24 protein-coding genes, 2 tRNA genes and 1 pseudogene are annotated in these 21,665 nt (G+C 61.5%); 11 read left to right on the top strand and 16 right to left on the bottom strand.

Going from position 1 to position 21,665, the window contains the following annotated elements:
* Positions 1-7 precede the first annotated feature (7 nt).
* Positions 8-1,921 (bottom strand): tyrosine-protein phosphatase, encoded by a 1,914-nt coding sequence (locus H040_RS07325; RefSeq protein WP_027920561.1) that lies wholly within the window; start codon positions 1,919-1,921, stop codon positions 8-10.
* A 554-nt stretch (positions 1,922-2,475) separates the two neighbouring features.
* On the opposite strand from H040_RS07325, the gene H040_RS07315 reads away from it, so the two are divergent.
* Positions 2,476-2,670, top strand: a complete 195-nt coding sequence (locus tag H040_RS07315; protein WP_027920560.1) for a hypothetical protein — start codon at positions 2,476-2,478, stop codon at positions 2,668-2,670.
* A 116-nt stretch (positions 2,671-2,786) separates the two neighbouring features.
* On the opposite strand, the gene H040_RS07310 is transcribed toward H040_RS07315, so the two are convergent.
* The gene (locus tag H040_RS07310; RefSeq protein ID WP_027920559.1) at positions 2,787-3,707 is read right to left on the bottom strand and encodes a LysR family transcriptional regulator; all 921 of its coding nucleotides are present in this window, start codon (positions 3,705-3,707) and stop codon (positions 2,787-2,789) included.
* 99 nt (positions 3,708-3,806) lie between these two features.
* Here H040_RS07310 and H040_RS07305 point away from each other — a divergent pair, with 99 nt between their 5' ends.
* Positions 3,807-4,568, top strand: a complete 762-nt coding sequence (locus tag H040_RS07305) for a sulfite exporter TauE/SafE family protein (RefSeq protein WP_027920558.1) — start codon at positions 3,807-3,809, stop codon at positions 4,566-4,568.
* Positions 4,569-4,570: 2 nt separating this feature from the next.
* Here the strand turns inward: H040_RS07305 and H040_RS07300 are convergent, their stop codons facing one another.
* The 5 genes from H040_RS07300 to H040_RS07280 form a co-directional block, all read right to left on the bottom strand.
* Positions 4,571-5,995 (bottom strand): GGDEF domain-containing protein, encoded by a 1,425-nt coding sequence (locus H040_RS07300; RefSeq protein ID WP_027920557.1) that lies wholly within the window; start codon positions 5,993-5,995, stop codon positions 4,571-4,573.
* Between the two features lie 138 nt (positions 5,996-6,133).
* Entirely contained in the window at positions 6,134-7,963 is a 1,830-nt protein-coding gene (locus H040_RS07295; protein WP_027920556.1) for an SLC13 family permease, read from the bottom strand.
* Between the two features lie 153 nt (positions 7,964-8,116).
* Positions 8,117-8,509 (bottom strand): glycine zipper domain-containing protein, encoded by a 393-nt coding sequence (locus H040_RS07290; RefSeq protein WP_027920555.1) that lies wholly within the window; start codon positions 8,507-8,509, stop codon positions 8,117-8,119.
* 74 nt (positions 8,510-8,583) lie between these two features.
* On the bottom strand, positions 8,584-8,766 hold the full coding sequence (locus H040_RS07285) for a hypothetical protein (protein ID WP_027920554.1): 183 nt from the start codon (positions 8,764-8,766) through the stop codon (positions 8,584-8,586).
* Positions 8,767-8,926: 160 nt separating this feature from the next.
* The gene (locus H040_RS07280) at positions 8,927-9,220 is read right to left on the bottom strand and encodes an RcnB family protein (RefSeq protein WP_027920553.1); all 294 of its coding nucleotides are present in this window, start codon (positions 9,218-9,220) and stop codon (positions 8,927-8,929) included.
* Between the two features lie 101 nt (positions 9,221-9,321).
* Here H040_RS07280 and H040_RS07275 point away from each other — a divergent pair, with 101 nt between their 5' ends.
* Entirely contained in the window at positions 9,322-9,672 is a 351-nt protein-coding gene (locus tag H040_RS07275; protein WP_027920552.1) for a hypothetical protein, read from the top strand.
* 102 nt (positions 9,673-9,774) lie between these two features.
* Here the strand turns inward: H040_RS07275 and H040_RS07270 are convergent, their stop codons facing one another.
* The 4 genes from H040_RS07270 to H040_RS07255 all read right to left on the bottom strand — a co-directional run bounded on the left by H040_RS07270 (position 9,775) and on the right by H040_RS07255 (position 12,901).
* Positions 9,775-10,542, bottom strand: a complete 768-nt coding sequence (locus H040_RS07270) for an SDR family oxidoreductase (RefSeq protein ID WP_027920551.1) — start codon at positions 10,540-10,542, stop codon at positions 9,775-9,777.
* A 23-nt stretch (positions 10,543-10,565) separates the two neighbouring features.
* The gene (locus H040_RS07265) at positions 10,566-11,633 is read right to left on the bottom strand and encodes a phosphotransferase family protein (RefSeq protein ID WP_027920550.1); all 1,068 of its coding nucleotides are present in this window, start codon (positions 11,631-11,633) and stop codon (positions 10,566-10,568) included.
* Positions 11,634-11,818: 185 nt separating this feature from the next.
* Positions 11,819-12,136: an SCP2 sterol-binding domain-containing protein gene (locus H040_RS07260; RefSeq protein WP_027920549.1), complete on the bottom strand. Its 318-nt coding sequence runs from the start codon at positions 12,134-12,136 to the stop codon at positions 11,819-11,821.
* A 54-nt stretch (positions 12,137-12,190) separates the two neighbouring features.
* Entirely contained in the window at positions 12,191-12,901 is a 711-nt protein-coding gene (locus H040_RS07255) for a histidine phosphatase family protein (protein ID WP_027920548.1), read from the bottom strand.
* A gap of 196 nt (positions 12,902-13,097) precedes the next feature.
* Between H040_RS07255 and sohB the strand changes: the two genes are divergently transcribed.
* Both sohB and H040_RS07245 read left to right on the top strand, forming a co-directional pair.
* Positions 13,098-14,117, top strand: a complete 1,020-nt coding sequence (sohB, locus tag H040_RS07250; protein ID WP_027920547.1) for a protease SohB — start codon at positions 13,098-13,100, stop codon at positions 14,115-14,117.
* A gap of 153 nt (positions 14,118-14,270) precedes the next feature.
* A tRNA-Cys gene (locus H040_RS07245) sits at positions 14,271-14,344 on the top strand.
* Between the two features lie 55 nt (positions 14,345-14,399).
* Here the strand turns inward: H040_RS07245 and H040_RS07240 are convergent.
* Positions 14,400-15,074, bottom strand: a complete 675-nt coding sequence (locus tag H040_RS07240) for a polysaccharide lyase family 7 protein (RefSeq protein ID WP_027920546.1) — start codon at positions 15,072-15,074, stop codon at positions 14,400-14,402.
* A gap of 624 nt (positions 15,075-15,698) precedes the next feature.
* On the opposite strand from H040_RS07240, the gene H040_RS07235 reads away from it, so the two are divergent.
* Positions 15,699-15,893: a hypothetical protein gene (locus H040_RS07235; RefSeq protein ID WP_027920545.1), complete on the top strand. Its 195-nt coding sequence runs from the start codon at positions 15,699-15,701 to the stop codon at positions 15,891-15,893.
* A gap of 1 nt (position 15,894) precedes the next feature.
* Here H040_RS07235 and H040_RS07230 read toward each other — a convergent pair whose 3' ends face one another.
* Positions 15,895-16,308: a DoxX family protein gene (locus tag H040_RS07230; RefSeq protein WP_027920544.1), complete on the bottom strand. Its 414-nt coding sequence runs from the start codon at positions 16,306-16,308 to the stop codon at positions 15,895-15,897.
* Positions 16,309-16,788: 480 nt separating this feature from the next.
* A tRNA-Leu gene (locus H040_RS07225) sits at positions 16,789-16,873 on the bottom strand.
* A 75-nt stretch (positions 16,874-16,948) separates the two neighbouring features.
* Between H040_RS07225 and H040_RS07220 the strand changes: the two genes are divergently transcribed.
* Positions 16,949-17,260 carry an Arm DNA-binding domain-containing protein gene (locus tag H040_RS07220; RefSeq protein WP_027920543.1) on the top strand — a complete coding sequence of 104 codons (312 nt, stop codon included), beginning with the start codon at positions 16,949-16,951 and terminating at the stop codon, positions 17,258-17,260.
* A 294-nt stretch (positions 17,261-17,554) separates the two neighbouring features.
* On the opposite strand, the pseudogene H040_RS07215 reads toward H040_RS07220, so the two are convergent.
* Positions 17,555-17,742, bottom strand: a pseudogene (locus tag H040_RS07215) (IS66 family transposase); the annotation flags it as partial.
* A gap of 161 nt (positions 17,743-17,903) precedes the next feature.
* On the opposite strand from H040_RS07215, the gene H040_RS07210 reads away from it, so the two are divergent.
* The 4 genes from H040_RS07210 (at position 17,904) to H040_RS07195 (ending at position 21,238) form a co-directional block, all read left to right on the top strand.
* A complete protein-coding gene (locus H040_RS07210; RefSeq protein WP_027920542.1) occupies positions 17,904-18,176 on the top strand; it encodes a hypothetical protein in 273 nt (90 codons plus the stop codon).
* Positions 18,177-18,260: 84 nt separating this feature from the next.
* On the top strand, positions 18,261-19,421 hold the full coding sequence (locus H040_RS07205; RefSeq protein WP_027920541.1) for a two-component system sensor histidine kinase NtrB: 1,161 nt from the start codon (positions 18,261-18,263) through the stop codon (positions 19,419-19,421).
* A gap of 5 nt (positions 19,422-19,426) precedes the next feature.
* Complete coding sequence (locus tag H040_RS07200; RefSeq protein ID WP_027920540.1) at positions 19,427-20,872, top strand: ATPase domain-containing protein; 1,446 nt, start codon at positions 19,427-19,429, stop codon at positions 20,870-20,872.
* Positions 20,873-20,884: 12 nt separating this feature from the next.
* Complete coding sequence (locus tag H040_RS07195) at positions 20,885-21,238, top strand: response regulator (RefSeq protein ID WP_027920539.1); 354 nt, start codon at positions 20,885-20,887, stop codon at positions 21,236-21,238.
* 70 nt (positions 21,239-21,308) lie between these two features.
* Here H040_RS07195 and csrA read toward each other — a convergent pair whose 3' ends face one another.
* Complete coding sequence (csrA, locus tag H040_RS07190) at positions 21,309-21,506, bottom strand: carbon storage regulator CsrA (RefSeq protein ID WP_012315047.1); 198 nt, start codon at positions 21,504-21,506, stop codon at positions 21,309-21,311.
* Between the last annotated feature and the right edge of the window lie 159 nt (positions 21,507-21,665).

Genomic DNA, 21,665 nt, shown 5'->3' with positions numbered 1-21,665 from the left:
GAAATCTTCAGAATGCGTAGCTGGCCTTCAGGCTGCCACTGACACCATGGCTGTCGCCCCCGCCCATGGCTGCCACCTCGCCCCCGACGCTCAGTGCCCCGAGGTTGGCCATCAGGTTCACGCCGCCAATGAACTGGTCGCGGTTGTCGAAGGCCGCGCGCTGTTTGATATCCAGCCCCAGCAAGTGACCTTCGCTGTCGACCTGATGATCACCCAGGGCATGCTCGTAACCCACTTCGACCCCCGGCACTAGCTGCCAGCTGCCCATGGCCACCGGCGCGAAGGAGGCCTTGAGGTTGGCCACGGCGGCGCGTCGGGTTTCTTTCAGGTCATCTACCTGCAACGCCAGTTCGCTGCCTTTCTCGGTGAAACCGTTGAGGTCCACGCGGCTGACCCGCAGCCCCAGGCTCGGCTCCAGCACGAGGGCGCCGGTGGGCAGGCGATAACCCAGTGCCAGGCTGCCTCCTGCCAGGGTACCGTGGCTGTCGCCCTTGGCCGTGCCCAGGCCGCCACCGAGTTCGCGTTTGCTCGAATAGTCGAGCCAACCGGCGCTGGCATCGGCATCGATGAACAAACCTTGTTCCAGGCCATTCGGCGCAAAGCGCGCACCCAGGCTGAGGAAGGTCAGGTCGGTGTCCGCCTCGCCACCGGCACCGCCGACCTTACCGTTGCTGTAGCCGAAACCGGCATGGGCGCTGAGCTGTTCGGAGAACCGCTGGGTCAGCCCGACCATCAGGCCTTGGCTGTGCTCGTTGCTGCTGGCGGTGTGGGGCGATCCATCGGTGCCCAGGTAGCCGGCCAGTGCGGTGCTCCACAGACGCGCCTGGCCGACCTTGAGGTCGCTGCCATCGGCAAAGGGCGCGGCCGCACGGTCGATCATCGCCCCTTGGCGTAGCAGGTAGCTGGCGGCGTCGGCATGCACCTGCCCACCCACGGTCGACTCGACACCGCCCAGCGTACCGGCGTCGATGGCCGACTGCAGGTAGTAGTTGTAGGCGCTATAGCTGCCCGACAGCGAGGTGTCCTGCAACTGGCGCAGTAGCTGTGCACCGGCAGCGGCGTTGCCCAGCAGGCCGGCTTCGCCGGGCAGGGTGGCGTAGCGCACCATCTTGCCGCGTAGCACGTAGATGGTTTCTTGCGACAGCCCCAGGCCCTGTTTCAGGTAGTTAGCCATGCTGCCGTAGGCGGCAGTGACTTCATCCAGGCCTGCTTGCAGGTAGCTGGCTTCGACCCCGAGCAGCGGCGCGTAGACCTCGGCCATGCTCGCCGGCATGGCCGCCAGCGTCGCTGCGACACGGGCGGCGGTGTAGTCGTTGGTGGCCAAGTAGTTGCTCATGATGGTCGCGTCGTCGACCCCGGCGATGCTCAGCAGCACCGCGGCAGTCCAGCCGGTGCGGTCCTTGCCGGCGGTGCAATGGAACAGCGCTGCGCCGTCAGCGCTGGCCAGTTCGTTGAACAGCACGCTGAACTGCCCGCGCATGCCGGCATCGCTGACGAAGGCGCGGTTGGTTTCCTGCATCATGGCCCGCGCCTGGGCAGCGCTGGTGAACGAGATGTTGGTGATGTTCGAGCCGGAGGGGGTGCTACCGATGATGTCGATGTTGGTGTAGCGGGCGCCGGCCGGCAGGGTGTCGGGTGTGCTGGCGATTTCGCTGGGGGTGCGCAGGTCGTAGACATCGCTGATACCCAGGCCGTTGAGGACGGTGAGGTCGGCTGCTGACGGGGTCAGGGCATTGGAGCGGTAGAACACCCCGGCGCGCATGACGCCATCATGGCTGGTGGTGTAAGCGCTGGTGGTGCCGGCGATGTCGCGGAAGTTGTCCATGCCGGCCAGGCGCGGCGTGTCGAGTGTGTCGGCGGCATGCGCAGCGGAAATGGCCAGGGTAAGCAGGGACACGGAACAGAACAGACGTTGCAACACGGAAGTAGCCTCGATCGGATGCGTTGGGCTGGCTACTGTGGGTCGGGAAGATGAAACTGAATGTTACAACTTGCCGTGCGGCGCAAATGGCTGCGTTTTCCGTCTGTCGGGCGCGCATTCTGTCTCTGGCGAACTGCTGCCAGGGGCAGTCAAGGGAGGGGCGCCGCCTCATCTGATCCGCTTTTTTTCCTCGAACCTGAATCTGTAACCGTATCAGCCTCAAGCCGACAATGCTCTTCGTCCCTGCTATCACATTGAAGAGGTTCCGATGGGCAAGCTCGCGCTGTTTCTGGGTGGCTTTCTGCTGTTGACCGTTCTGATCGGCCTGCTCGGCACCATTCCGCCAAGCTGACTCTCCTTACGCCCTCCGGCCCGTCTACCTCGCTAGATGGGCCAGATTCCTGCCTGATTCTGGCAGTTCTCCCCGGCCATACCGCTGACTAGCGGTAGGTGCAAGTCGTTCTCAAGTGTAAAAGCCTCGTGTAGTCTCCCGCTGCGTCATAATGGGTCGTACATAGCGATCCCAGTCTTTTGCCTTGGGAGTCTGTACATAGATGGAATGCAAGAAGGGCACTTCAGCCATGCTGGAGTGGCGTAGCCGTTATCTCAGCGAAGGCATCCTCGAAGAGGATCAATACGATCAGGCACTGCGCTGTGCCGAGTCTCTGGAGCAGTCTGGGGTGATCAGCGCGCAGGAATGGATCGAGCTGGTCAAGGCGGCGAATGTTGCGCTGCTGACGGTGCGATAAGTCCTTCATTGCTTAGGGAAATCTGTCCACAAAAAACGTGGGTAGGTCTGTGGATAAAATGCTGGAGGCCAGGCCATTTGCGGGCTCTGTTAAATTGAGCAGAATTTGAACAGCGTTCAGCCCGCCCGTTCAAAGGCGGCTTCGCCAGCCTGGCGCAAGGCCAGCAGCAGTTCGCGTACCCGGGCGGGTAGCTCGCCGGAGGGGTATACCGCATGCATCTGAGGGTCCTGCCCTGTGCTTGAGGTCAGCCGGTAATCTGCGCACACCCGTACCAGGCGCCCTGCCTTCACCTGCGCTTCTGCCACCCAGTCGGCCAGCCGTGCGATGCCGGCACCGGCCAGGGTACTGTGATACACCGCGTCACCAGAGCCCAGACGCAAGCGTGGATGCGGGCGCAAGCTGGTGATCTGACCGTCGCGGCAGAAGTGCCAGGCTTTGAGGATGCGCGGGGCGGTATGCAGGATCAGGGCGTGCCTGTCCAGCTGCTCGGGCTGCTCGGGCATGCCGGCTCGGGCGATATAGGCCGGGCTGGCATAAAGATGGCGGTGGTAGCGCCACAATGGATAACCAATCAGTTCGCTCGATTGGGGAAAGGCGCCGCGTATCACGAAATCCAGCTTGCCGTGCAAGGGGTCGAGGGCTGCGTCGCTGTATTGCACGTCGAGGGTCACTTGTGGGTGGCGCTGGCTGAAGCTGGCCAGCACGCCAGGCAATACATGCTCGCCGAGCAGTTGCGGCGCGGCAAAGCGCACCCAGCCTTGCGCACTGCCGGAGAGCGCGGCCAGTTCATCGGCTGCGTCGCGTTGCACATCCAGCAAGCGTTCGGCATGGGGCAGCAGGCGCTCACCGGCTTCGGTGAGGCTCACGGCGTTGGCGTTGCGGTTAAGCAGCTTGCACCCGCTGTTGTCTTCCAGGGTTTGTACCGCACGGGTCACCGCGCTGGGTGAGCGGCCCAGGGCGCGTGCGGCGGCAACAAAGCTGCGCTTGTGCGCAACACTGACGAAGGCCTGGATTTCGCGCAGCATGTTCAAAGCCATGGAGGGTTCCTTGTTGCAGTTGTTGCAATATGGCATTTCAACACAAGCGCGCCGCTTTGATTAGCCTTGCAGTCTGTCTTCACTGCCTGGAACCGCGCCATGATGGATATCGCCGTACTTTCCCTGTTCGCTTTCGCTGCCGGCCTGATCGATGCCGCTGTCGGCGGCGGCGGGCTGATTCAGATCCCGGCGCTGTTCAACGTACTGCCCACGGCGCAACCGGCAGCGTTGCTGGGCAGCAACAAGCTGGCTTCGGTGTGCGGTACGGCGTTTGCTGCACGCTCGTTCATTCGCAAGGTGACCCTGGACTGGGGCCTTATCGTGCCGGCGGCAGTCAGCGCCTTCATCATGTCGTTCGCGGGGGCGGCCACTGTTTCGCTGGTGCCTCCCAGCGTAATGCGCCCGGCAGTGCTGGTGCTGATCGTGCTGATGGCGATCTACACCTTCTGCAAGAAAGACTTCGGCACTTTGCACAAACCGGCGAAAATCGGCCGCCGGGAGCAGTGCCTGGCGGTGTTGATCGGGGGGGCGATCGGTTTCTATGACGGCTTGTTCGGCCCGGGCACCGGCAGCTTCCTGATCTTCCTGTTCATCCGCTTCTTCGCCCTCGATTTCCTGCATGCCTCGGCGTCGGCGAAGGTCGTCAACATTGCCACCAACCTGGCGGCCCTGGTGTTCTTCGTGCCATCGGGCAATGTGCTGTACGCCATCGCCTTGCCGATGGCCGCGTGCAACATCCTCGGCGCCTTGACCGGGACCTGGCTGGCAGTGCGCAAGGGCGCCGGGTTCGTGCGCGGGCTGTTCCTGATCCTGCTGTGCGTACTGATTGCCAAACTGTCCTGGGACTTGTTGATGGGCTGAAGTCAGATCACCTGGCGCTGCGGCTCGGCCTGCTCGACGCGATTGCGGCCCTGTGCCTTGGCCCGGTACAGCGCCTGGTCGGCGCGCGCCAGCAGTTCGTCCAGGCTGGGGGCGGCTTCGTCTGCTGCGCAGCCGGCGACGCCGATGCTGACCGTGATTTGCAGGCGGTCATCGCCTTGGGCCAGGTGCAGGTCCTGCACGGCACGGCGCAGGCGTTCGGCGGTGAACTCGGCCCGCTCCGGCGCCAGCCCCGGGAGCACCAACACGAATTCCTCGCCGCCCAGCCGGGCGAGCAGTTCTTCGTCGTGTAAGTGGTCCTGCAGTGTGCGGGCGAACTGGCGCAACACCTGATCACCTACCGCATGGCCATGGCGGTCGTTGATCGACTTGAAGTGATCGATGTCGAGCATCATCAGGGTCAGCGGCAGCCCTTGGGCGTGTTGCTGGCGGCTCTCGAGCAGGGCATTGGCGCGGCGGCTGAAGGCACTTCGGCTGAGCAGGCCGGTGAGGTGGTCGATGGTGGCCTGGTGCGCCAGGCGCGCCAGCAGGCTGCGATTGGCCTGGCTGACACAGGCCACCACCAGTGGCCCGAGAACCAGCATGGCGATACCCAGGCGTGCCGACATCAGTGTGGTGACCCCGGGTTCGCTCTGCGGCACGCTGAAGTGCATGAGGTTCTGCGCCACGGCCACGATCAGCGTGCTGCCGGCGGTGAGCGTCAGCAAGGACACCAGGAACGGCGAGTACGTCCAGGCACACCACAGCAGTGCGGCAATCGGAAACGCAATGGCGCCTGGCCCGCCGAAAGCGATGCTGAACGCCAGGGAAGCCAGCAGCACCAGCAAGGGAGCCAGGCGGATGGCCTGGGCGCCGCTGCGCACCAGGGCGCGAGCCGAGGGGGCGGTAAGGAGGATCGGCAGCACCAGCACGCTGGTCGAGAACTGTTCGCTGAACCAGGCCAGCCAGGTGGCCTGCAGCGACTTTTCGAACCACGGAGCGGCCATTGCACAGGCCATGCTGGCGGCCACCACGGCACCTGCAGCGCAGGCGCCGAACACACTGAGCACACCGTGCGGAGTGCGCATGCGCCGATGCAGGCGGGGCAGGCGTGACAGCAGCCACCACACCGTCACCACTACGCCGAGGTTGCACAGGTTGAACCACAGGGCGGGTGCCCAGGCACTGCCGCACGCCAGGTCGGCTACGACCATCGCCAGCCACACCAGGCTAAAGCCCATGAGGTTGGCCTGGCGTGGATAACGCAAGAGTACGCCGGCCAGCACCGCATTGACTGGCCAGAACAGCGACAACGATTCGATAGGCCGAGCCAGGATGCCGCCGAGGGTCAGGGCAAAGGTCAGGCCGAACAAGGCGATATAGGGCAAAAAGCGCGAATGTGCTGGAAATACCATAGGCTCGACCGACAAGCGGAAACGAAATCCAGGACAACGGCAATGAGCACCTGGGGCGTTGACGCGTCAGTGTGTTGGCACGGGGTGCTTGATGTCAATCTGCCGTAATCGTGCAAATTGGTGGCAAATAGCCTCTATTCCTTGCCAGATTGCTTACAGGCCGAAGAACCACGGCACCATCAGTAGGGTCACCAGCATCACCAGTACAGTGAAGGGCACACCGATCTTGACGAAGTCGCCAAAACGGTACTGGCCAGGGCCAAGTACCAGGGTGTTGACCGGTGACGAGACTGGCGTCATGAACGCCGCCGATGCCGCCAGCGCCACGGTCATGGCGAACGGGTAGGGCGACAGGCCCAGTTGCGTTGCCGTGCTGATTGCTACCGGCGCCATCAGCACGGCGGTGGCGGTGTTGGAAATGAACAGGCCGATGACAGCCGTTACTGTGAACAGGCAGGCCAGCATGGCCAGCGGCCCGGCGCCGCCCAGCAGGCTGACCAGCCCGCCCACGGCCAGGTCGATGCCGCCGGTTTTCTGCAGCGCCTGGGCGAATGGCAGCATGCCGACGATCAGTACCAGGCTCTGCCAGTGAATGGCCCGGTAGGCGCTGTTCATGTCGATACAGCGCCCGGCGCCCATCAGCAGGCAGCCGATCAGCGCGGCGATGACATTGGGCACGGCGCCGCTGACCATCAGCCCGACCATCACCGCCAGGCTCACAAGGGCATACGGCGCGCGGGTACGGGCTGGCGCAACCTGGTCGATTTCGGCCGGCAGGCTCAGCACCAGAAAGTCCTTGGGTTGGCTTTGCAACTGGCGCACGGCCTTCCACGGGCCGACCACCAGCAGCGTATCGCCCAGGCGCAGCTTCTCTTCAACCAGTTGCTCGTCGATGGCCGCCTGTTCGCGGCGCAGGCCGACCACGTTGAGGTCGTAGCGGGTGCGAAAGGCCAACTCCAGAATGCTCTTGCCGATCAGTTGCGAGCCCGGCGGCAGCGATACTTCGGCCATGCCCAGCTCCTGAGACTGATCGATGAAGTAGGCCGCCTTGAAGTGCAACGGCTCCAGCTGCATGGTCTGGCAGAGGGTGCGCAGGTCGTCGCGGTTGGCGAACAGGTCGAGCAGCAGCACATCACCCTGGTGCAGCACGGTGTTCGAGTCTGCGGCAATCACCCGGGTGGTGAACTTGTGCTGGCGTTCGATGCCGATCACGTTGGCGCCGTGCTTTGTGCGCAGCTCCAGTTCGCCCAGGGTATGGCCGATCAGTGGCGAGTGCGGGCGAATGCGCAGGCGCCGTTCGCGGCCATTGAGCTTGTAATCGAGCACCAGGTCGAGCAGCGTGCGGCGGCTTTCCACACGGCCGTCCTTGCGCACTTCGCCATTGAGCCAGTGGCGGGTCAGCAGCATGTAACCGATGCCCAGTACCAGCACCACCAGGCCGAACGGGGTGAAACTGAAGAAGCTGAAGCCGGGCGCGCCATGGCGTACCAGTTCACTGTGCACCACCACGTTGGGTGGCGTGGCTACCAGGCTGAGCATGCCGCTGCTCAGGCCGGCGAAGCTCAGCGGCATCATCAGCCGGCTGGGCGAAAGCTTCAGGCGTGCGGCAATGCTCAGCACCACGGGGATGAAGATCGCCACCACGCCGGTCGAGCTCATCACCGAACCCAGCCCGGCCACCGAAACCATCAGCAGCACCAGCAGGCGGGCCTCACTGTTGCCGGCCCGTTCGCTCATCCATTCACCAATGCGGTAGGCAATGCCGGTGCGCACCAGGCCTTCGCCGATCACGAACAACGCGGCAATCAGCACCACGTTGGGGTCGCTGAAACCGGCCAGGGCCTGTTCCACGGTAAGGATGCCCGACAGCGGCAGGGCGAGAATCACCAGCAAGGCGACCACGTCCATGCGCGGGCGGTTGATGACGAAGAGGACGACGACGACAGCCAGCAGGCCGAGGACCCAGAGCAGTTCCTGGTTCATGGGGCGGGGGTGTTCCTTCACTCAAAGGGGCACGGAAGACAGTAGCAGTCAGTGTGGCAGCTTGCGGTGAAGGTGGTGTTGATGTGCTGCAGTGTTTGCACCCTGGCACAAAAGAAAAGGGCCGCAAGATGCGGCCCTATTTACTGTCATTACTCAGTGATGGCGGTGATGGCGGTGCTTCTTGCTACCACCGTTGTCGCCCAGGTGGTTGCCCAGGGCACCACCGGCTGCACCGCCCAGGCCGGCACCGACGGTGGAGCCGGTCTTGCCACCTACTGCGCCGCCCAGCAGCGAACCACCAGCCGAGCCCAGGCCACCGCCGATGGCAGCTTCGGTACGGTTGCCTTTCTTCGCGCCTACCGCACTACCGGCTGCGCCGCCGACACCGGCGCCGATGGCCGCGCCAGTGCGGCCGCCGAGTTGCTGGCCAACCACGTTGCCCAGCACACCACCCAGGCCACCGCCAATGGCGGCAGTACCGTCACCGGCGAAAGCGCCCTGGCACAGCAGCAGGCCGAGGGCAATGGAAGGCAGAGTCAGACGCATGATTTGAACCTCAAAGGAATCATCAGGTTAAGTTGCCGCACGGTCGGGCGGCGGGTCAGGGTAGGGGAGACGCGTCAGCGGTCGTAACGGTCACCGCGCCATTGGCGGTCGTCGTCATCGTCGCGATCATGCCGGTGGTGGTGACGGTGGCCGCGGTCGTCATCGCGCCAGCCACCGTCATCACGGTAGTGGTCGTGATAGCAGCCCGACAAAAGCAGGAAGGCGGCGATCAGCGAAAAGCTTGCAAAGCGGGTCATCTGTATATAGGTCCTTGATCCGCATAAGTTTACGGGGCACTCACTCAGACTGGGATCGATCCATTTGGTTTCCCCGGCGGGCAAAAAAATGCCGTGCGAGCGATGAGTGGCATGCTTGCACGGCGGGAGTGGATCAGCTCAGGCCCAACGACGGGTGGCTTCAGGACACGGGATGGATCGCCAGCACCACGCCATTGGTGATCTGGATCAGCACATAATGCTCACCCATGCGCACCCAGTGGCTTTCCTTTTCCGGGGCGGGCAGCCCCTTGGCTTTCCAGTCGCTGATGGCCTGGTCATCGCGTTTGTACTGGTCGGGGGCCTTGTCGCCGACCTTGAGTTCACGGTTGTGGGTTTCGGGCGCCTTGATGCTCTCTTCTGCCGAGGGGGCAGCGAAGCTCAGCGCGGGCAGGCTGGCAATCAGCAGTGCAGGTAACAGGTGTCTGGCTTGCATGGGGCTCTCCTTGGTTGCATTCCCTATCTGCGACAGCGGCCCGCTTGGGACAATTCATTCGCAATGCTAGAGTCGCTTTCTTTTTGCCCCGAGGATGGAACATGCGAGCAATTCTGCCGATGGCTGCGGCGCTGGTGTTGGTCGGTTGCGCGAGCGCGACCATGGATGCGGCGCGCGGTGGCAAGCCGACGGCCCAGCTCGATTCGCGCAAGGCGCCGGAACAGGTGGCCCAGTGCATCCAGTTCAGCTGGCAGAAGGAGGATGTGTTCGGCGACGATGCCAGTGGCTATCTGCAGCCGCGCAAGCAGGGCGGGTTGACTGTTTACACCCGCGAGGCGGAGTCGTTCGTCGATGTCTATCCGCAGGCGGGCGGAACGCGGGTGGATTACTACGCGCAGAAGAATGACGGCATGGCCTTGCAGCGCCGTGCAGCAGCGGCGACCTGCCTGTAATGTCTTTGCGCTACCGGCCTCTTCGCGGGTAAACCCGCTCCCACAAAACCACACAGAACCTGTGGGAGCGGGTTCACCCGCGAAAGGGCCCTCAAGCTCTGATCAGGACAGGAAACCACCGTCGACATTCAGTGCGGTACCGGTGGTGTAGCTGGAAGCGTCGCTGGCCAGATACAGCACGGCACCGGCCATTTCCTTGGGGTCGGCCACCCGCTTGAGCGGGATCTGCTGCAGCGCGGCATTGAGGATGGCGTCGTTCTTCACCAGCGCCGAGGCGAACTTGGTATCGGTCAGGCCTGGCAGCAAGGCATTGCAGCGAATGCCGAACTGCGCACACTCTTTTGCGAACACCTTGGTCATGTTGATCACCGCAGCCTTGGTCACCGAATAGATGCCCTGGAACAGGCCCGGCGAAACGCCGTTGATCGAGGCCACGTTGATGATGCTGCCGCCACCGTTTTCGCGCATCAGCTTGCCGGCTTCCACCGACATGAAGAAGTAGCCGCGAATGTTCACGTCGACGGTCTTCTGGAAGGCACTCAGGTCGGTGTCGAGCACGTTGCAGAACTGTGGGTTGGTGGCTGCGTTGTTGACCAGGATGTCCAGGCGCCCGAACTGTTCACGGATACCGGCAAACACCTGCTGGATCTGCTCCATCTCACCGATATGGCAGGCTACTGGCGTGGCCTTGCCGCCTGCCGCGGTGATGGCGTCGGCCACCTGCTGGCAGCCTTCCAGCTTGCGGCTGGAGACGATCACGTGGGCACCTTGCTGGGCCAGCAGATGGGCAATGGCCTCACCGATGCCGCGGCTGGCACCGGAGACGAAGGCAATCTTGCCGTCGAGGTCGAACAGTTGGGTCTTGGACATGCTGTTTTCCTTGTTGTCTGGCGTCAGAGCGTGGACTTGCCGATAACCTGCAGGCTCATTTGCTCCAGCAACCGGTTCATGTGAATGAACTGGGCGAAGCGTTTGTCCTGGGTCTGGCCGTGGTAGTAGCGGAAGTAGATCTGCTGGACGATACCGGCCAGGCGGAACAGTCCATAGCAATAGTAGTAATCGAAGTTGTCCAGGCGGATGCCAGCGCGCTCGGCGTAGTAGTCGACGAACTGGCGGCGCGTGAGCATGCCCGGGGCGTTGCTTGGCTGGCGGCGCATCAGCTGCACGGGTGCCGGGTCGCTCGCCTCAATCCAATAGGCCAGGCTGTTGCCAAGGTCCATCAGCGGGTCGCCGATGGTGGCCATCTCCCAGTCGAGCACGCCGATGATGCGCATGGGGTTGTCGGCATCGAGGATCACGTTGTCGAAGCGGTAGTCGTTGTGCACGATACCCGGGCGCGGGTGGTCGGCCGGCATCTTCTCGCGCAGCCAGGCGATCACGTTCTCCCAGCGGGGGGCATCCGGAGTCAGGGCTTTCTCGTAGCGGCTGGTCCAGCCCTCGATCTGCCGCTGCACATAACCTTCTGGCTTGCCCAGGTCAGCCAGGCCACAAGCGCGGTAATCCACCTGATGCAGCTCGACCAGGCGGTCGATGAAGCTTTTGCACAGGGCTTCGGTGCGGCTGGCATCCAGGCCAAGCTCGGGCGGGATGTCCGAACGCAGAATCACACCCTTCACTCGCTCCATCACGTAGAACTCACCGCCGATCAGCGTCTCGTCGGTGCAGTGGGCGTAGGCCTTGGGGCAATACGGGAAGCCGCTGTTGAGCTGGTTGAGGATGCGGAACTCGCGGCCCATGTCATGGGCCGACTTGGCCTTCTGGCCGAACGGTGGGCGGCGCAGCACGAACTCGCGGCCTGGGTAGCTGACCAGGTAGGTGAGGTTGGACGCGCCGCCAGGGAACTGGCTGATGCTCGGGGTGCCATCAAGGCCGGCGATATGGCCCTTCAGGTAAGGATCGATGACGGCCGCGTCGAGTTCTTCGCCGGGGCGTACCTGGGTGGACTGGTCGGTAAGCGTCATGCGTTTTCCTTATTATGTGGCGCAAGGACTATTGGCTAATCTAATGGCCAGGGCGCTGTGGAACAAGCGTGCCAAGTGCCATATAGGTGAGGGTGTTGCTGGTCGATCACTGCACCGAATGCCGGGCAAAAAAAAACCGAAGCCGGTCAGGCTTCGGTTTTCTCATCATGGGTTGTGCCCATCACTCAGGAAGGGAACAGCTCGCTGAGTTTCATCGACAGCATCATGTCGCCTTCGACGCGCAGCTTGCCGCCCATGAAGGCCTGCATGCCGTCGGTTTCACCGCTGACGATGCCCTTGAGGGTTTCGCTGTCCAGTACCAGGGTGCAGTTGGCATCCGGGTTTTCACCTTCCTGGATCTCGCAGGTACCGTCCTTGACCAGCAGCGCATAGTGCTTGTCTTCGTCGGTGATGTTGAAGCCGAACACCAGGTCCAGGCCAGCCGCAGCAGCTGGGTTGAATTTTGCTTTCATCGCCTCGACGGCTTTAGCTACATCGCTCATGGTGTTTTCCTTGTTAAGTGATAGTCGCGTCCGCAGGGACACTATGGGCCGGGCTCAACGGTAGGTGATGAGCTCCGGCGCCCTCAACAGCTGCACATGTGCTTGGCTGTTGAAGGAAGCCAGTGCCACGTCGCGGCCGCGGAACTTCAGCTGGCTTAGCGACGTGTTGATGATCTGCCAGTTCAGCGCAAAGGCCTGGCTGGGGGTGATTCGGGTAATCAGGTGGAGCAGGGCGGCAATGGTGCCGCCGGAGGTGAACACGGCGATGTTGTCGCCACTGCCAGCGCTGCCCAGTACACGCTGCAAGCCGGCTTCGACCCGGTCGGTGAACGCTTGCCAGGTTTCCAGGCCGTCATCGGCATGTTCACCAGCGTGCCAGCGTTGCACCATCAGCGCGAACAGGCGCTGGAACTCGCTGCGGTTTTGCGCGCCGTTGCGCAGGATATCCCGGGCGTGCGGCTCATCGGCCAACAGGCCGGGGAGCAGGGCGCGGATCACGCCATCGGCATCGAACTCATTGAAGGCCGGGTCGGTCTCAATGGCCGGCACCGCGCAACCACCTGTGCTCAGCGCCTGCAGCGCGTGCCGGGCAGTGTCCTGCTGGCGCCGCAGGTCACCGGCCACGCAGCGGTCCAGGCGCAGGCCGAGCTGGGCGAGATGTTCGCCGAGGGCCTGGCTCTGGCGCACACCGACAGGGGAGAGGACGTCGTAGTCGTCTGCACCGAAGGAGGCCTGGCCATGTCGGATCAGGTAGAGATTGCCCACTGAGGTATCCGGCGTTGAAGGTTGCTGCGAGGTTAGGATGCGCTACACAGGCTGTCAACGAAAAAACATACAAGCGTTTGAAAAGGTTGTTTGAACTGTGTTGCCAGCGTTTACCTCGGCTGGCGAGGGCACGGGCGCAACGGTATGCTTGCAACAGTTTCGCGCCGATCTGGGCGCAGGTTCATAAGGAGTCAACGTGGAGTTTCTTGCAGAATACGCAAGCTTTCTCGCCAAAACCGCCACCCTGGTGATAGCCATCCTGGTGGTGTTGTCCGCCATCGCCGGTTTGCGTGGCAAGGGGCGGCGCAAGGCCGGTGGGCAGTTGCAGGTCACCCGCCTCAACGAATTCTATAAAGAGCTGCGCGAGCGCCTGGAAAGCGGCCTGCTCGACAAAGCTCAGCTCAAGGCCCTGCGCAAGCAGCAGGCCAAGGCGGAAAAACAGCAGAAAAAGGGCAAGGCCGATGAGAAGGGCCGGGTGTTCGTGCTCGATTTCGATGGCGATATCAAGGCCTCCGCTACCGAAAGCCTGCGTAACGAGATCACCGCCCTGCTCACCCTGGCCACCCCACGTGACGAAGTGGTGTTGCGCCTGGAAAGCGGCGGCGGCCTGGTGCACAGCTATGGCCTGGCGGCTTCGCAACTGGCGCGCATCCGCCAGGCTGGCATCCCGCTCACCGTGTGCATCGACAAGGTCGCGGCCAGCGGCGGCTACATGATGGCGTGCATCGGCGAGAAGATTGTCAGTGCACCGTTTGCCGTGCTGGGTTCGATCGGTGTGGTGGCACAGTTGCCCAACGTTAACCGCCTGCTGAAGAAACACGACATCGACTTTGAAGTGCTGACTGCCGGCGAGTACAAGCGTACCCTGACCGTGTTTGGCGAGAACACCGAGAAGGGCCGGGAGAAGTTTCAGGAAGACCTGGACATCACCCATCAGCTGTTCAAGGATTTTGTGTCCCGCTACCGCCCGCAGTTGCACATCGATGAGGTGGCCACCGGTGAGGTCTGGCTCGGCGTTGCCGCACTGAACCGCAAGCTGGTCGATGAGCTGCAGACCAGTGACGAATACCTCAGTGACCGCGCCCGCACGGCCAATCTGTTCCACCTGCACTACGCCGAGCGCAAGAGCTTGCAGGAGCGTATCGGCATGGCGGCCAGCGGCACTGTTGAGAATGCAGTGGTTGGGTTGTGGAGCAAACTCGGTCGCTTGCGCTAACACCTTGAACCCACTGAAATTTTTTTATGTTCAGGGGGTTGCAAGGTTGAAGGAATGCAGACATAATGGCGCCCATCGAAACGCAGCAAACTTTGAAAAGGTGCGGTGTTTCAAGGAGATAGCGAAGCGTAAGCAGCTAGATCCGAACTTTGAGGCCGAGTAGCAAAGTGGTTATGCTCCGGATTGCAAATCCGTCTACGCCGGTTCGATTCCGACCTCGGCCTCCACCATTCGAAAGCCCCGCAGATGAAAATCTGCGGGGTTTTTCATTTTGCGCGGCATTCAGCCATGGCTTAGCGACAGTTCGCTGATGATGCACACAGAGCCATCGGTGGCCGGCGTCGCGTCGGTGTAGTCCACTTGGTTGTAGATCCCGCCATGAAACTCGAGCAGGCGCGAATCCCAGGTGTCATCAAGCTGCAGTTCGCTTGAGGTTCTGGACACACCATTGCACCTGGCGGTCACCTTCACCACGCCCGCAGCGGTGGCGTGAATGATCACGTCGAACGTTGTGCCGAGTGGCACGCCCTGCAAGAGGGTGCTGTTCACCGGGTTGGTCTGGTTGTAAGACGCCCGGAAGCCTAGGGTGATGTTGCCCTTGTTCCAGAACACCTTCACCGGCGGGCTGTCATCCCCCCTGACGTGCATCTGGCTGATCACCACCTTTTGCGCCGAGTTGACCTTGGTCAGCGCCATGGTCTGGCGATTCCAGTGATCGGGGGCGCTGCCTAGCGTCCAGTTCTGTGTCTCGGACCACTCGCAACGCGTTCTGTGGGTGCTCTTGCTTGAAGCCCCTTTGGTCGGTGCCGAAAACTGGATCGACCCGTCACTGAGCACTTTCACCACGCTCGGGTACTGGGCGATCGCTTCGGCGCCGTTGAGCTCAAGTGCGACGGGGTTCGTTGAAGAGACTGCCACTGGGGTAGCGATCGTTAGATTGCTGATGTTTACAGTCATAAATGCTCCTGACGATAAAATCATTGGCCTGGCACGATTGCCTTCCAACCCTGATGCGTTCCTCCGCATCCGGTTGGGCACTCGTGAATGCGCAGGCGGATGATTTGAAGCGCGGTGAATAGGCTTTATCTGTATGGATATACAGTATCTCTGACCGATCTTTTTTCAACCCCTGGAATTGCGTAAAGCGTGATGACGGGTAAGAAAGAGGCTTGGGTCTGTGGGTAGCCGCCAAAGAAAAGCCCGGCTCAGGGCCGGGCTTTGCTCAGGTTTTCTTGCGATGGCGGCCTCGTTCGCGTGTGCGAAGGCAAGTGATGCGACAACTTTTCGTACACATTTCCTGTACCCGGAAAAAGAAAAACCCGCCAACCAGTGGCGGGTCTAAAGAACGTACGGAGCAGTGTCAGAGTGCCGCAGTGCTTGTGATGAACTCGTGAATTTCACGTTGAAGGTGTGTCGGCAACCTCCATGAGCAAAAAAAGCCCGCCATGAAGGCGGGCAATGAACGTTTTGAAGGGAGAGATTTGAGCCTGAGGCCGGTCGGTTAAGTCAGCATTAACCTTGCCCCATTGACCGCGACCTACGATGCGCCTATACAGGCGTGCCAAATTTTCAGGAGCCACCATGCGCGACGAAGACGACCTGCACGAACCCGAGCACGATCATCTGCTTGATCACGAATTCCTCTATGAGGACTTCGCCCCTGAAGCTGACGCCCAAGGCGCCGAGGACGAAGTCGAGGAGGACGAAGAGTTGCTGGATGATCTTGATGACGAAGAGCGCGATCACCCAGCCTGGCACGACGACCTGGACGACTGAATCAGCGCCCGTCGATCGAGAAGCGCCCTGGGCCACTGACTGCCAGCGCCAGCAGGCCGCCGCAGATGCTGAGGTTTTTCAGGAACTGGGTCATGTTGGCGGCACGCTCCGGGTCGACCATGTTCCAGAATGGATGGCCAAGCAGCGCAGTGCCCAGCACGAACAAGGCGAACAGGAAGGCCAGCGGGCGTGTGTAGAAGCCCAGGATCAGCAGGATGCCTACGATGAATTCCATGATCACCGCAACCGCTGCCGCCAGCATCGGCGCAGGCGCGCCGAGCGAGGTCATGTAGCCGACTGTGCCTTCGAAGCCGGTGAGCTTGGCCCAGCCCGATAGGACGAAGAGGATCATGAGCAGCACGCGGGCAAGCAGCAGGATGATGTCGCGTTGACCATCGAACAAGGAGTAGCGCATGGCGGCATACCGGTGGATGTAGACAAACTCCACTCTAGCAGTTGCGCAGAGAATTGCTGCCGAGCAGCGAAAAGGCGCCGCAAGTGCGCCTTTTCGAAGAAGTTTGGTGCGAGTGGCGGGACTCGAACCCGCAAGGCTCACGCCGACAGATTTCAAGTCATGCTGCCCAACGCTCCGCTTACAAGAGCTGAGCTTGGCTTGCTTGAGCTGAAAGCTCTGAAAATCAAGGCCTTGAGGTGAGTATCGCACCGCGCCGAGGGCTTGTGAGGGCTGAGCAGGCCTGTTGGAAGCTGAGTTGAGCTGCCGGCGTAGCTACCAAGCCAGCTACCACAAGAGCTACCAAGCTATCGAGTGGGATGCATTGATCGTTATTTAGGCAGCCTCAAGGCATGTGAAGGCCCACATAGCTGAGGCATGAAAGACAGATCAGTGGGTGTGTGGCGCTGACGGCTTGGTATTGCGAGGGAGGGGGGTGTTTCGTGGTGCCCCGAGCCGGACTCGAACCGGCACACCTTTCGGCGGCGCATTTTAAGTGCGATGTGTCTACCAATTTCACCATCGGGGCGCGATGTTAAGAACGCGATTAGACACGAAAATCATGCGGAAATCAACGGTTTAGACGATGGGAAGGAGTGTGGGCGTGGCATTGAAGATCAATTTTACCAAGGATGCGCTTAGAAACCTGGCTTGCCCGGAGGGTAAGTCTGAGATTTATGTGTATGACACTCATACAAAAGGCCTAGCTGTACGCGTCACTAAAGCCGGTGGAAAAACCTTTTATGTCATCCGAAAGGTCAACGGCAACGATCAGCGGCGCAAGATTGACGTCTTCGACTACACGTCTACGAAACGACCCGTTATTAGAGCGGTTGCGGAAAAGACCTACGCTAACCGCGATGTGATTTTGGTTGAGGCGCATATAAAAGGATCTGGGGGAAAGCATTACTGTTAATGAGGCTAAATCAATGATTGCTAATAAAGCTACGCGTGCTAAAAGCACTATTGGCGATTATACGAAGGCCTACGATAGCTACATCGGCCCTATGGGCTCCCTGGATGACCTCCGGTACTATCGTGATTAGCTGCACCCGTGGTTGGAAGAGCACGCGCCGCTATTTGGCCTGGCTGTCGTAAACCGATCCAACCAAAGTAGGGGCGCTTGCCGAGTGTGAGGTAGCCGATCTAGCGGTTTACGTCGACAATCAATCGGCCACGGACCTTCCCGTCCATCAAATCGACGGCGGCAATCGTCCAGGTGGCGCGTTAGCGCTACACAGCGTTCCGGCTGTTGTAGTCGAGAGCTTTGGCCGTGGCTGATCCGTTGGGCGCCAGGTCGCGCTGGGCCAACATTCACTCATGCAGTGCTTTGATAATAGGTACTGCCAACTCCTGGCGTATTCTCAACCGATCTTCATCGCTCATGTCTCGAGCCTGGCTGTTCGGACACGCCTGTAAAGAGGTGGAGGTCATTTATATGAGGTGAATTGCAGCACCCATGATCAAAGGCATGAGGGGGTCGATCGAATGGGTAATTGACACCTTGCTATCATTAAGCCACTGTTGCCCACCTTATTGGATCCAACGGGTGCTGAGCCATGTCTCAGGCTGTTCCCGGGCGCACTGTCCGCCCTCGGTGGTGCTGGCGCCTGTTGTTTGCGCAGGTCTTGCTGGTGGGCGCTTTTCTGTACCTCAGCCTGATCAGCCTCGGTGGCTACCTGTTGATGCTCGGTTTCGATGCCGAACACCCGCAACCGCAGCGCTTGATGGCGCTGGCAGGTGGCGGCCTGATCATGGTGGTGGGCCTGTGGCTGCTGAAAGTGGCGATGCCGCGGCGTGTCAGCCCGGTGTTGATCGAACCTGAGCGTTGATAATCTGTTACAGCGTGCGCTGTTGCAGAAGAGTACGCTTGGCTAAGCTAATCAGGCCCCTTTCGCTGTGCCTGTGGAGTTTGCATGGTTTCAGCCGACTGCATCGATCACCCTGTCATGCCCGCCAGCCGCTATGAGCAGCTGGTGCAATCTGTGGTGGATTACGCCATCTACATGCTCGACCCCACCGGCCATGTAGTGTCCTGGAACGCAGGTGCCCAACGGATCAAGGGCTACCGCGCCGAAGAAGTCATCGGCCAGCATTTCTCGCTGTTCTTCACCTCGCAGGATTGCGCCGAAGCGCGCCCGGAGCGCCTGCTCAAGCAGGCTCTGGAGCAGGGCGTGGCACAGGACGAAGGTTGGCGTGTGCGCAAGGACGGCACGCAGTTCTGGGCCCTGGCCGCGCTCGATGTGATCCGCGACGAACAAGGGCAAATCGTCGGGCTGGCCAAGGTCACCCGTGATATTACCGATCGGCGCGAATCTGCGCTGCAGCTCGACGCCGTGCGGGCCCAGCTGTTCCAGGCGCAGAAGCTCGAGGCGCTGGGCCAGCTCACCGGTGGCCTGGCACATGACTTCAACAACCTGCTGACCATCATCATCAACTCGGCGCGCCTGGCGCAGGCCAGCCAAGACCCGGCGCGGGTGCTGCGCATGCTCGAGCATATTCTCGATGCCGGTCAGCGCGGCACCGAGCTGACCCAGCAATTGCTCAGTTTCGCCCGCTACCGGCAGCTCGATGTCTCGCTCATCGCCCCGACCAAGCTGCTGGAGTCCACGCGTGGCTTGCTGGAGCACGCCTTGCCGCGTGAAATCGTACTGCAGGAGAACGTGCAGCCCGATCTGCCGCTGATCGAGGTGGATACCGGGCAATTGCAGATGGTGCTGCTCAATCTTCTGTTCAATGCCCGTGATGCGATCGGCGAGCGCGGCACAATAGGCCTGGCGGTCTGCGCGCTGGAGCTGGCGGGCGAGGTGGAGGGGCTGCACGGCACATTCGTATGCTTCGAAATCCGTGACAGCGGGGACGGTATCGACCCTCAGGTACTGCCGCGGATCTTCGAGCCATTCTTCACAACCAAGCCTTTCGGCAAGGGCACTGGCCTTGGCCTTAGCCAGGTCTATGGCTTTGCCAAGCAGAGCAATGGCGCCATCAGTGTCGACAGCAGGCTCGGCCAAGGCACGTGCATGCGCCTGTATCTGCCGGCCTATCAGCCCAGTTCGGGCGCACAAGACGACAGGTAGCTACCATGGTGCAGGCACTCAAGCGGCTGGTCACGGGGATCGAAGGGCTCGATGCGCTGCTCAAGGGCGGCCTGGTGGCGGGTGCTTCCTATATTGTTCAGGGGCCGCCCGGAGCGGGCAAGACCATCCTCGCCAACCAGTTGGCCTGCAGCCATGTGCGCGACGGTGGCAAGGTGCTGGTGGCGACTTTGCTCGCCGAGTCCCACGAGCGCTTGTTCCAGTACCTGTCGACCCTCGAGTTCTTCGACCCGGCCCTGATAGGTGACCAGATCCAGTTCGTCAGTGCCTTCGATACCCTGGAACAGGAGGGGCTCGATGCAGTGGTCAAGTTGCTGCGCCAGGAAATCGGCAGGCAACAGGCCAGCCTGCTGATCGTCGACGGTGTGCTCAATGCTCGGGTGCGCGCGGAAACTGCCCTGGATACCAAGAAGTTCGTCTCGGAACTGCAGGGGCATGCGGCCTTTGCCGGTTGTACCGTGCTATTGCTGACCAGTGCCCGGCTGGATGACAACAGCCCGGAACACACCATGGTCGATGGCGTGATCGAGCTGGGCGAGCAGTTGGTTGGTAGCCGAGCGGTGCGCCACGTGCAGTTGCGCAAGACGCGGGGCAGCGGGGCATTGTCCGGGCGTCACGAGTGCCTGATTGATGAATCAGGGATGCACGTATATCCGCGTCTGGAGGCGCTATACAGTCACCCCAGCCATCTGGGCTCCGCCTCCACGAGCCGGGTGTCCACGGGTGTCGCAGCATTGGACGAAATGCTGGGCGGGGGCCTGACGCAGGGCTCGGTGAGCCTGCTGATGGGGCCCTCGGGGATCGGCAAGACCTCCTTGGGCCTGGCGTTTTTGGCGGCAGCCAGCGCCGAGCAGCCGGCCTTGCATTTTGGCTTTTACGAAACGCCCGCCAGGCTGCGGCTCAAGGCTGCATCACTGGGCTACGACTTTGCCGCTCAGGAACGGACGGGTGCGTTGCAGCTGTGCTGGCAACCGACCACCGAAGGCCTGCTGGACCAGGTCGGCGCGCGTTTGCTCAAGCATGTCGAGCAGCAGGGCAGCAAGCGCGTACTGATCGACAGCCTGGGGGCATTCAGCCGCCTGGCGACCGACCCGGCGCGGCTCAATGCGTTCTTCCGGGCCTTGGCAGGCGAACTGCGGGCGCGAGATGTCAGCGTCATGCTCACCTGGGAAATGCGCGATCTCTTCGGATCGGAAATCACCGCCCCGGCGCCGGACCTGTCGAGCATCGTCGACAACCTCATGCTGATGCGCTTCGTCGAGCTGGACTCGCAGTTGCGGCGCATGCTGTCGATCCTGAAAGTGCGTGATAGTCATCACGACCCCGCGTTGCACGAGCTGCATATCGGGCCGCAGGGCATCAGCCTGCGCAAGGCGTTCGAGGGTGCCAGCGGCGTGCTTTCGGGTACTCCTGTGCCGCAAGGGGGTGGCTGAGGGAGCCTGCCGATGAACACAATCCTGATCGTCGATGACGAATACCTGATCGCCGATATCCTCGGCTTTGCTCTGGAGGACGAAGGTTTTCTGGTGGAAAAGGCGAGCAACGGGCGCAAGGCCCTGGAGGCACTGAAGGAAAAGCGTGTGGACTTGGTGATCACCGACTACATGATGCCGGTACTCAATGGTGAGGAACTGGTGCGGGCGATTCGCGACGAACTGGAGCTGCCTGACTTGCCGGTGATCCTCATGAGCGGCGCCCAGGCCAGCCAAGGGCGCCCCGAGCTGTTCGCTGCAGTGTTCGAAAAGCCGTTCGACATGGACAAGTTGATCGCCAAGGTGCGCGAGCTGCTCGGCACCTGAGGTTCAGGTAACGGCTTGCGCCGGCCATTCGATCAAGCGCGTCCGTGCGGCTTGAAGCGAGGCGCTCAGGTCAGTGTTGGTCGTCGTGCTTTTCCGGAGCCGGGCTGCCGGCCTGGATGCGCTTGAAGATCTCTTCACGGTGCACCTGAACATCCTTTGGTGCATCGATGCCAATCCTCACCTGCATCCCTTTTACGCCCAGAATGGTGACTTTGATGTCATCGTTGATGACGATGCTTTCGCCAACCTTACGGGTGAGTATCAGCATGTAGTTCTCCTTGGTGATGTAGAAAACCGTCGGGCCATTGGGCCGCAACGGTGGGAGCTTGTCCCTCTTCCTTCTCATTAAAGACGCTTTCGGCGGATAGTAATTCCCCGAAAGACAAATTCTGTTGCGTGTCTTTAGTCGCAGGTGCCGAGGTAAATG

It is taken from the genome of Pseudomonas sp. URMO17WK12:I7 (assembly GCF_003269045.1).
Classification (GTDB): Bacteria; Pseudomonadota; Gammaproteobacteria; order Pseudomonadales; family Pseudomonadaceae; genus Aquipseudomonas; species Aquipseudomonas putida_J.
This window is presented reverse-complemented; position numbering and strand designations above follow the sequence as displayed.

Coding starts and splice junctions, on each gene's coding strand:
- H040_RS07210 (WP_027920542.1), top strand. CDS start 17,904: ATGTCTCAGGCTGTTCCCGGGCGCACTGTCCGCCCTCGGTGGTGCTGG.
- H040_RS07280 (WP_027920553.1), bottom strand. CDS start 9,220: ATGCAAGCCAGACACCTGTTACCTGCACTGCTGATTGCCAGCCTGCCC.
- H040_RS07290 (WP_027920555.1), bottom strand. CDS start 8,509: ATGCGTCTGACTCTGCCTTCCATTGCCCTCGGCCTGCTGCTGTGCCAG.
- H040_RS07235 (WP_027920545.1), top strand. CDS start 15,699: ATGCGCGACGAAGACGACCTGCACGAACCCGAGCACGATCATCTGCTT.
- H040_RS07275 (WP_027920552.1), top strand. CDS start 9,322: ATGCGAGCAATTCTGCCGATGGCTGCGGCGCTGGTGTTGGTCGGTTGC.
- H040_RS07310 (WP_027920559.1), bottom strand. CDS start 3,707: ATGGCTTTGAACATGCTGCGCGAAATCCAGGCCTTCGTCAGTGTTGCG.
- H040_RS07240 (WP_027920546.1), bottom strand. CDS start 15,074: ATGACTGTAAACATCAGCAATCTAACGATCGCTACCCCAGTGGCAGTC.
- H040_RS07270 (WP_027920551.1), bottom strand. CDS start 10,542: ATGTCCAAGACCCAACTGTTCGACCTCGACGGCAAGATTGCCTTCGTC.
- H040_RS07200 (WP_027920540.1), top strand. CDS start 19,427: ATGGTGCAGGCACTCAAGCGGCTGGTCACGGGGATCGAAGGGCTCGAT.
- H040_RS07230 (WP_027920544.1), bottom strand. CDS start 16,308: ATGCGCTACTCCTTGTTCGATGGTCAACGCGACATCATCCTGCTGCTT.
- H040_RS07260 (WP_027920549.1), bottom strand. CDS start 12,136: ATGAGCGATGTAGCTAAAGCCGTCGAGGCGATGAAAGCAAAATTCAAC.
- H040_RS07295 (WP_027920556.1), bottom strand. CDS start 7,963: ATGAACCAGGAACTGCTCTGGGTCCTCGGCCTGCTGGCTGTCGTCGTC.
- H040_RS07315 (WP_027920560.1), top strand. CDS start 2,476: ATGGAATGCAAGAAGGGCACTTCAGCCATGCTGGAGTGGCGTAGCCGT.
- H040_RS07195 (WP_027920539.1), top strand. CDS start 20,885: ATGAACACAATCCTGATCGTCGATGACGAATACCTGATCGCCGATATC.
- csrA (WP_012315047.1), bottom strand. CDS start 21,506: ATGCTGATACTCACCCGTAAGGTTGGCGAAAGCATCGTCATCAACGAT.
- H040_RS07305 (WP_027920558.1), top strand. CDS start 3,807: ATGATGGATATCGCCGTACTTTCCCTGTTCGCTTTCGCTGCCGGCCTG.
- H040_RS07205 (WP_027920541.1), top strand. CDS start 18,261: ATGGTTTCAGCCGACTGCATCGATCACCCTGTCATGCCCGCCAGCCGC.
- H040_RS07285 (WP_027920554.1), bottom strand. CDS start 8,766: ATGACCCGCTTTGCAAGCTTTTCGCTGATCGCCGCCTTCCTGCTTTTG.
- H040_RS07265 (WP_027920550.1), bottom strand. CDS start 11,633: ATGACGCTTACCGACCAGTCCACCCAGGTACGCCCCGGCGAAGAACTC.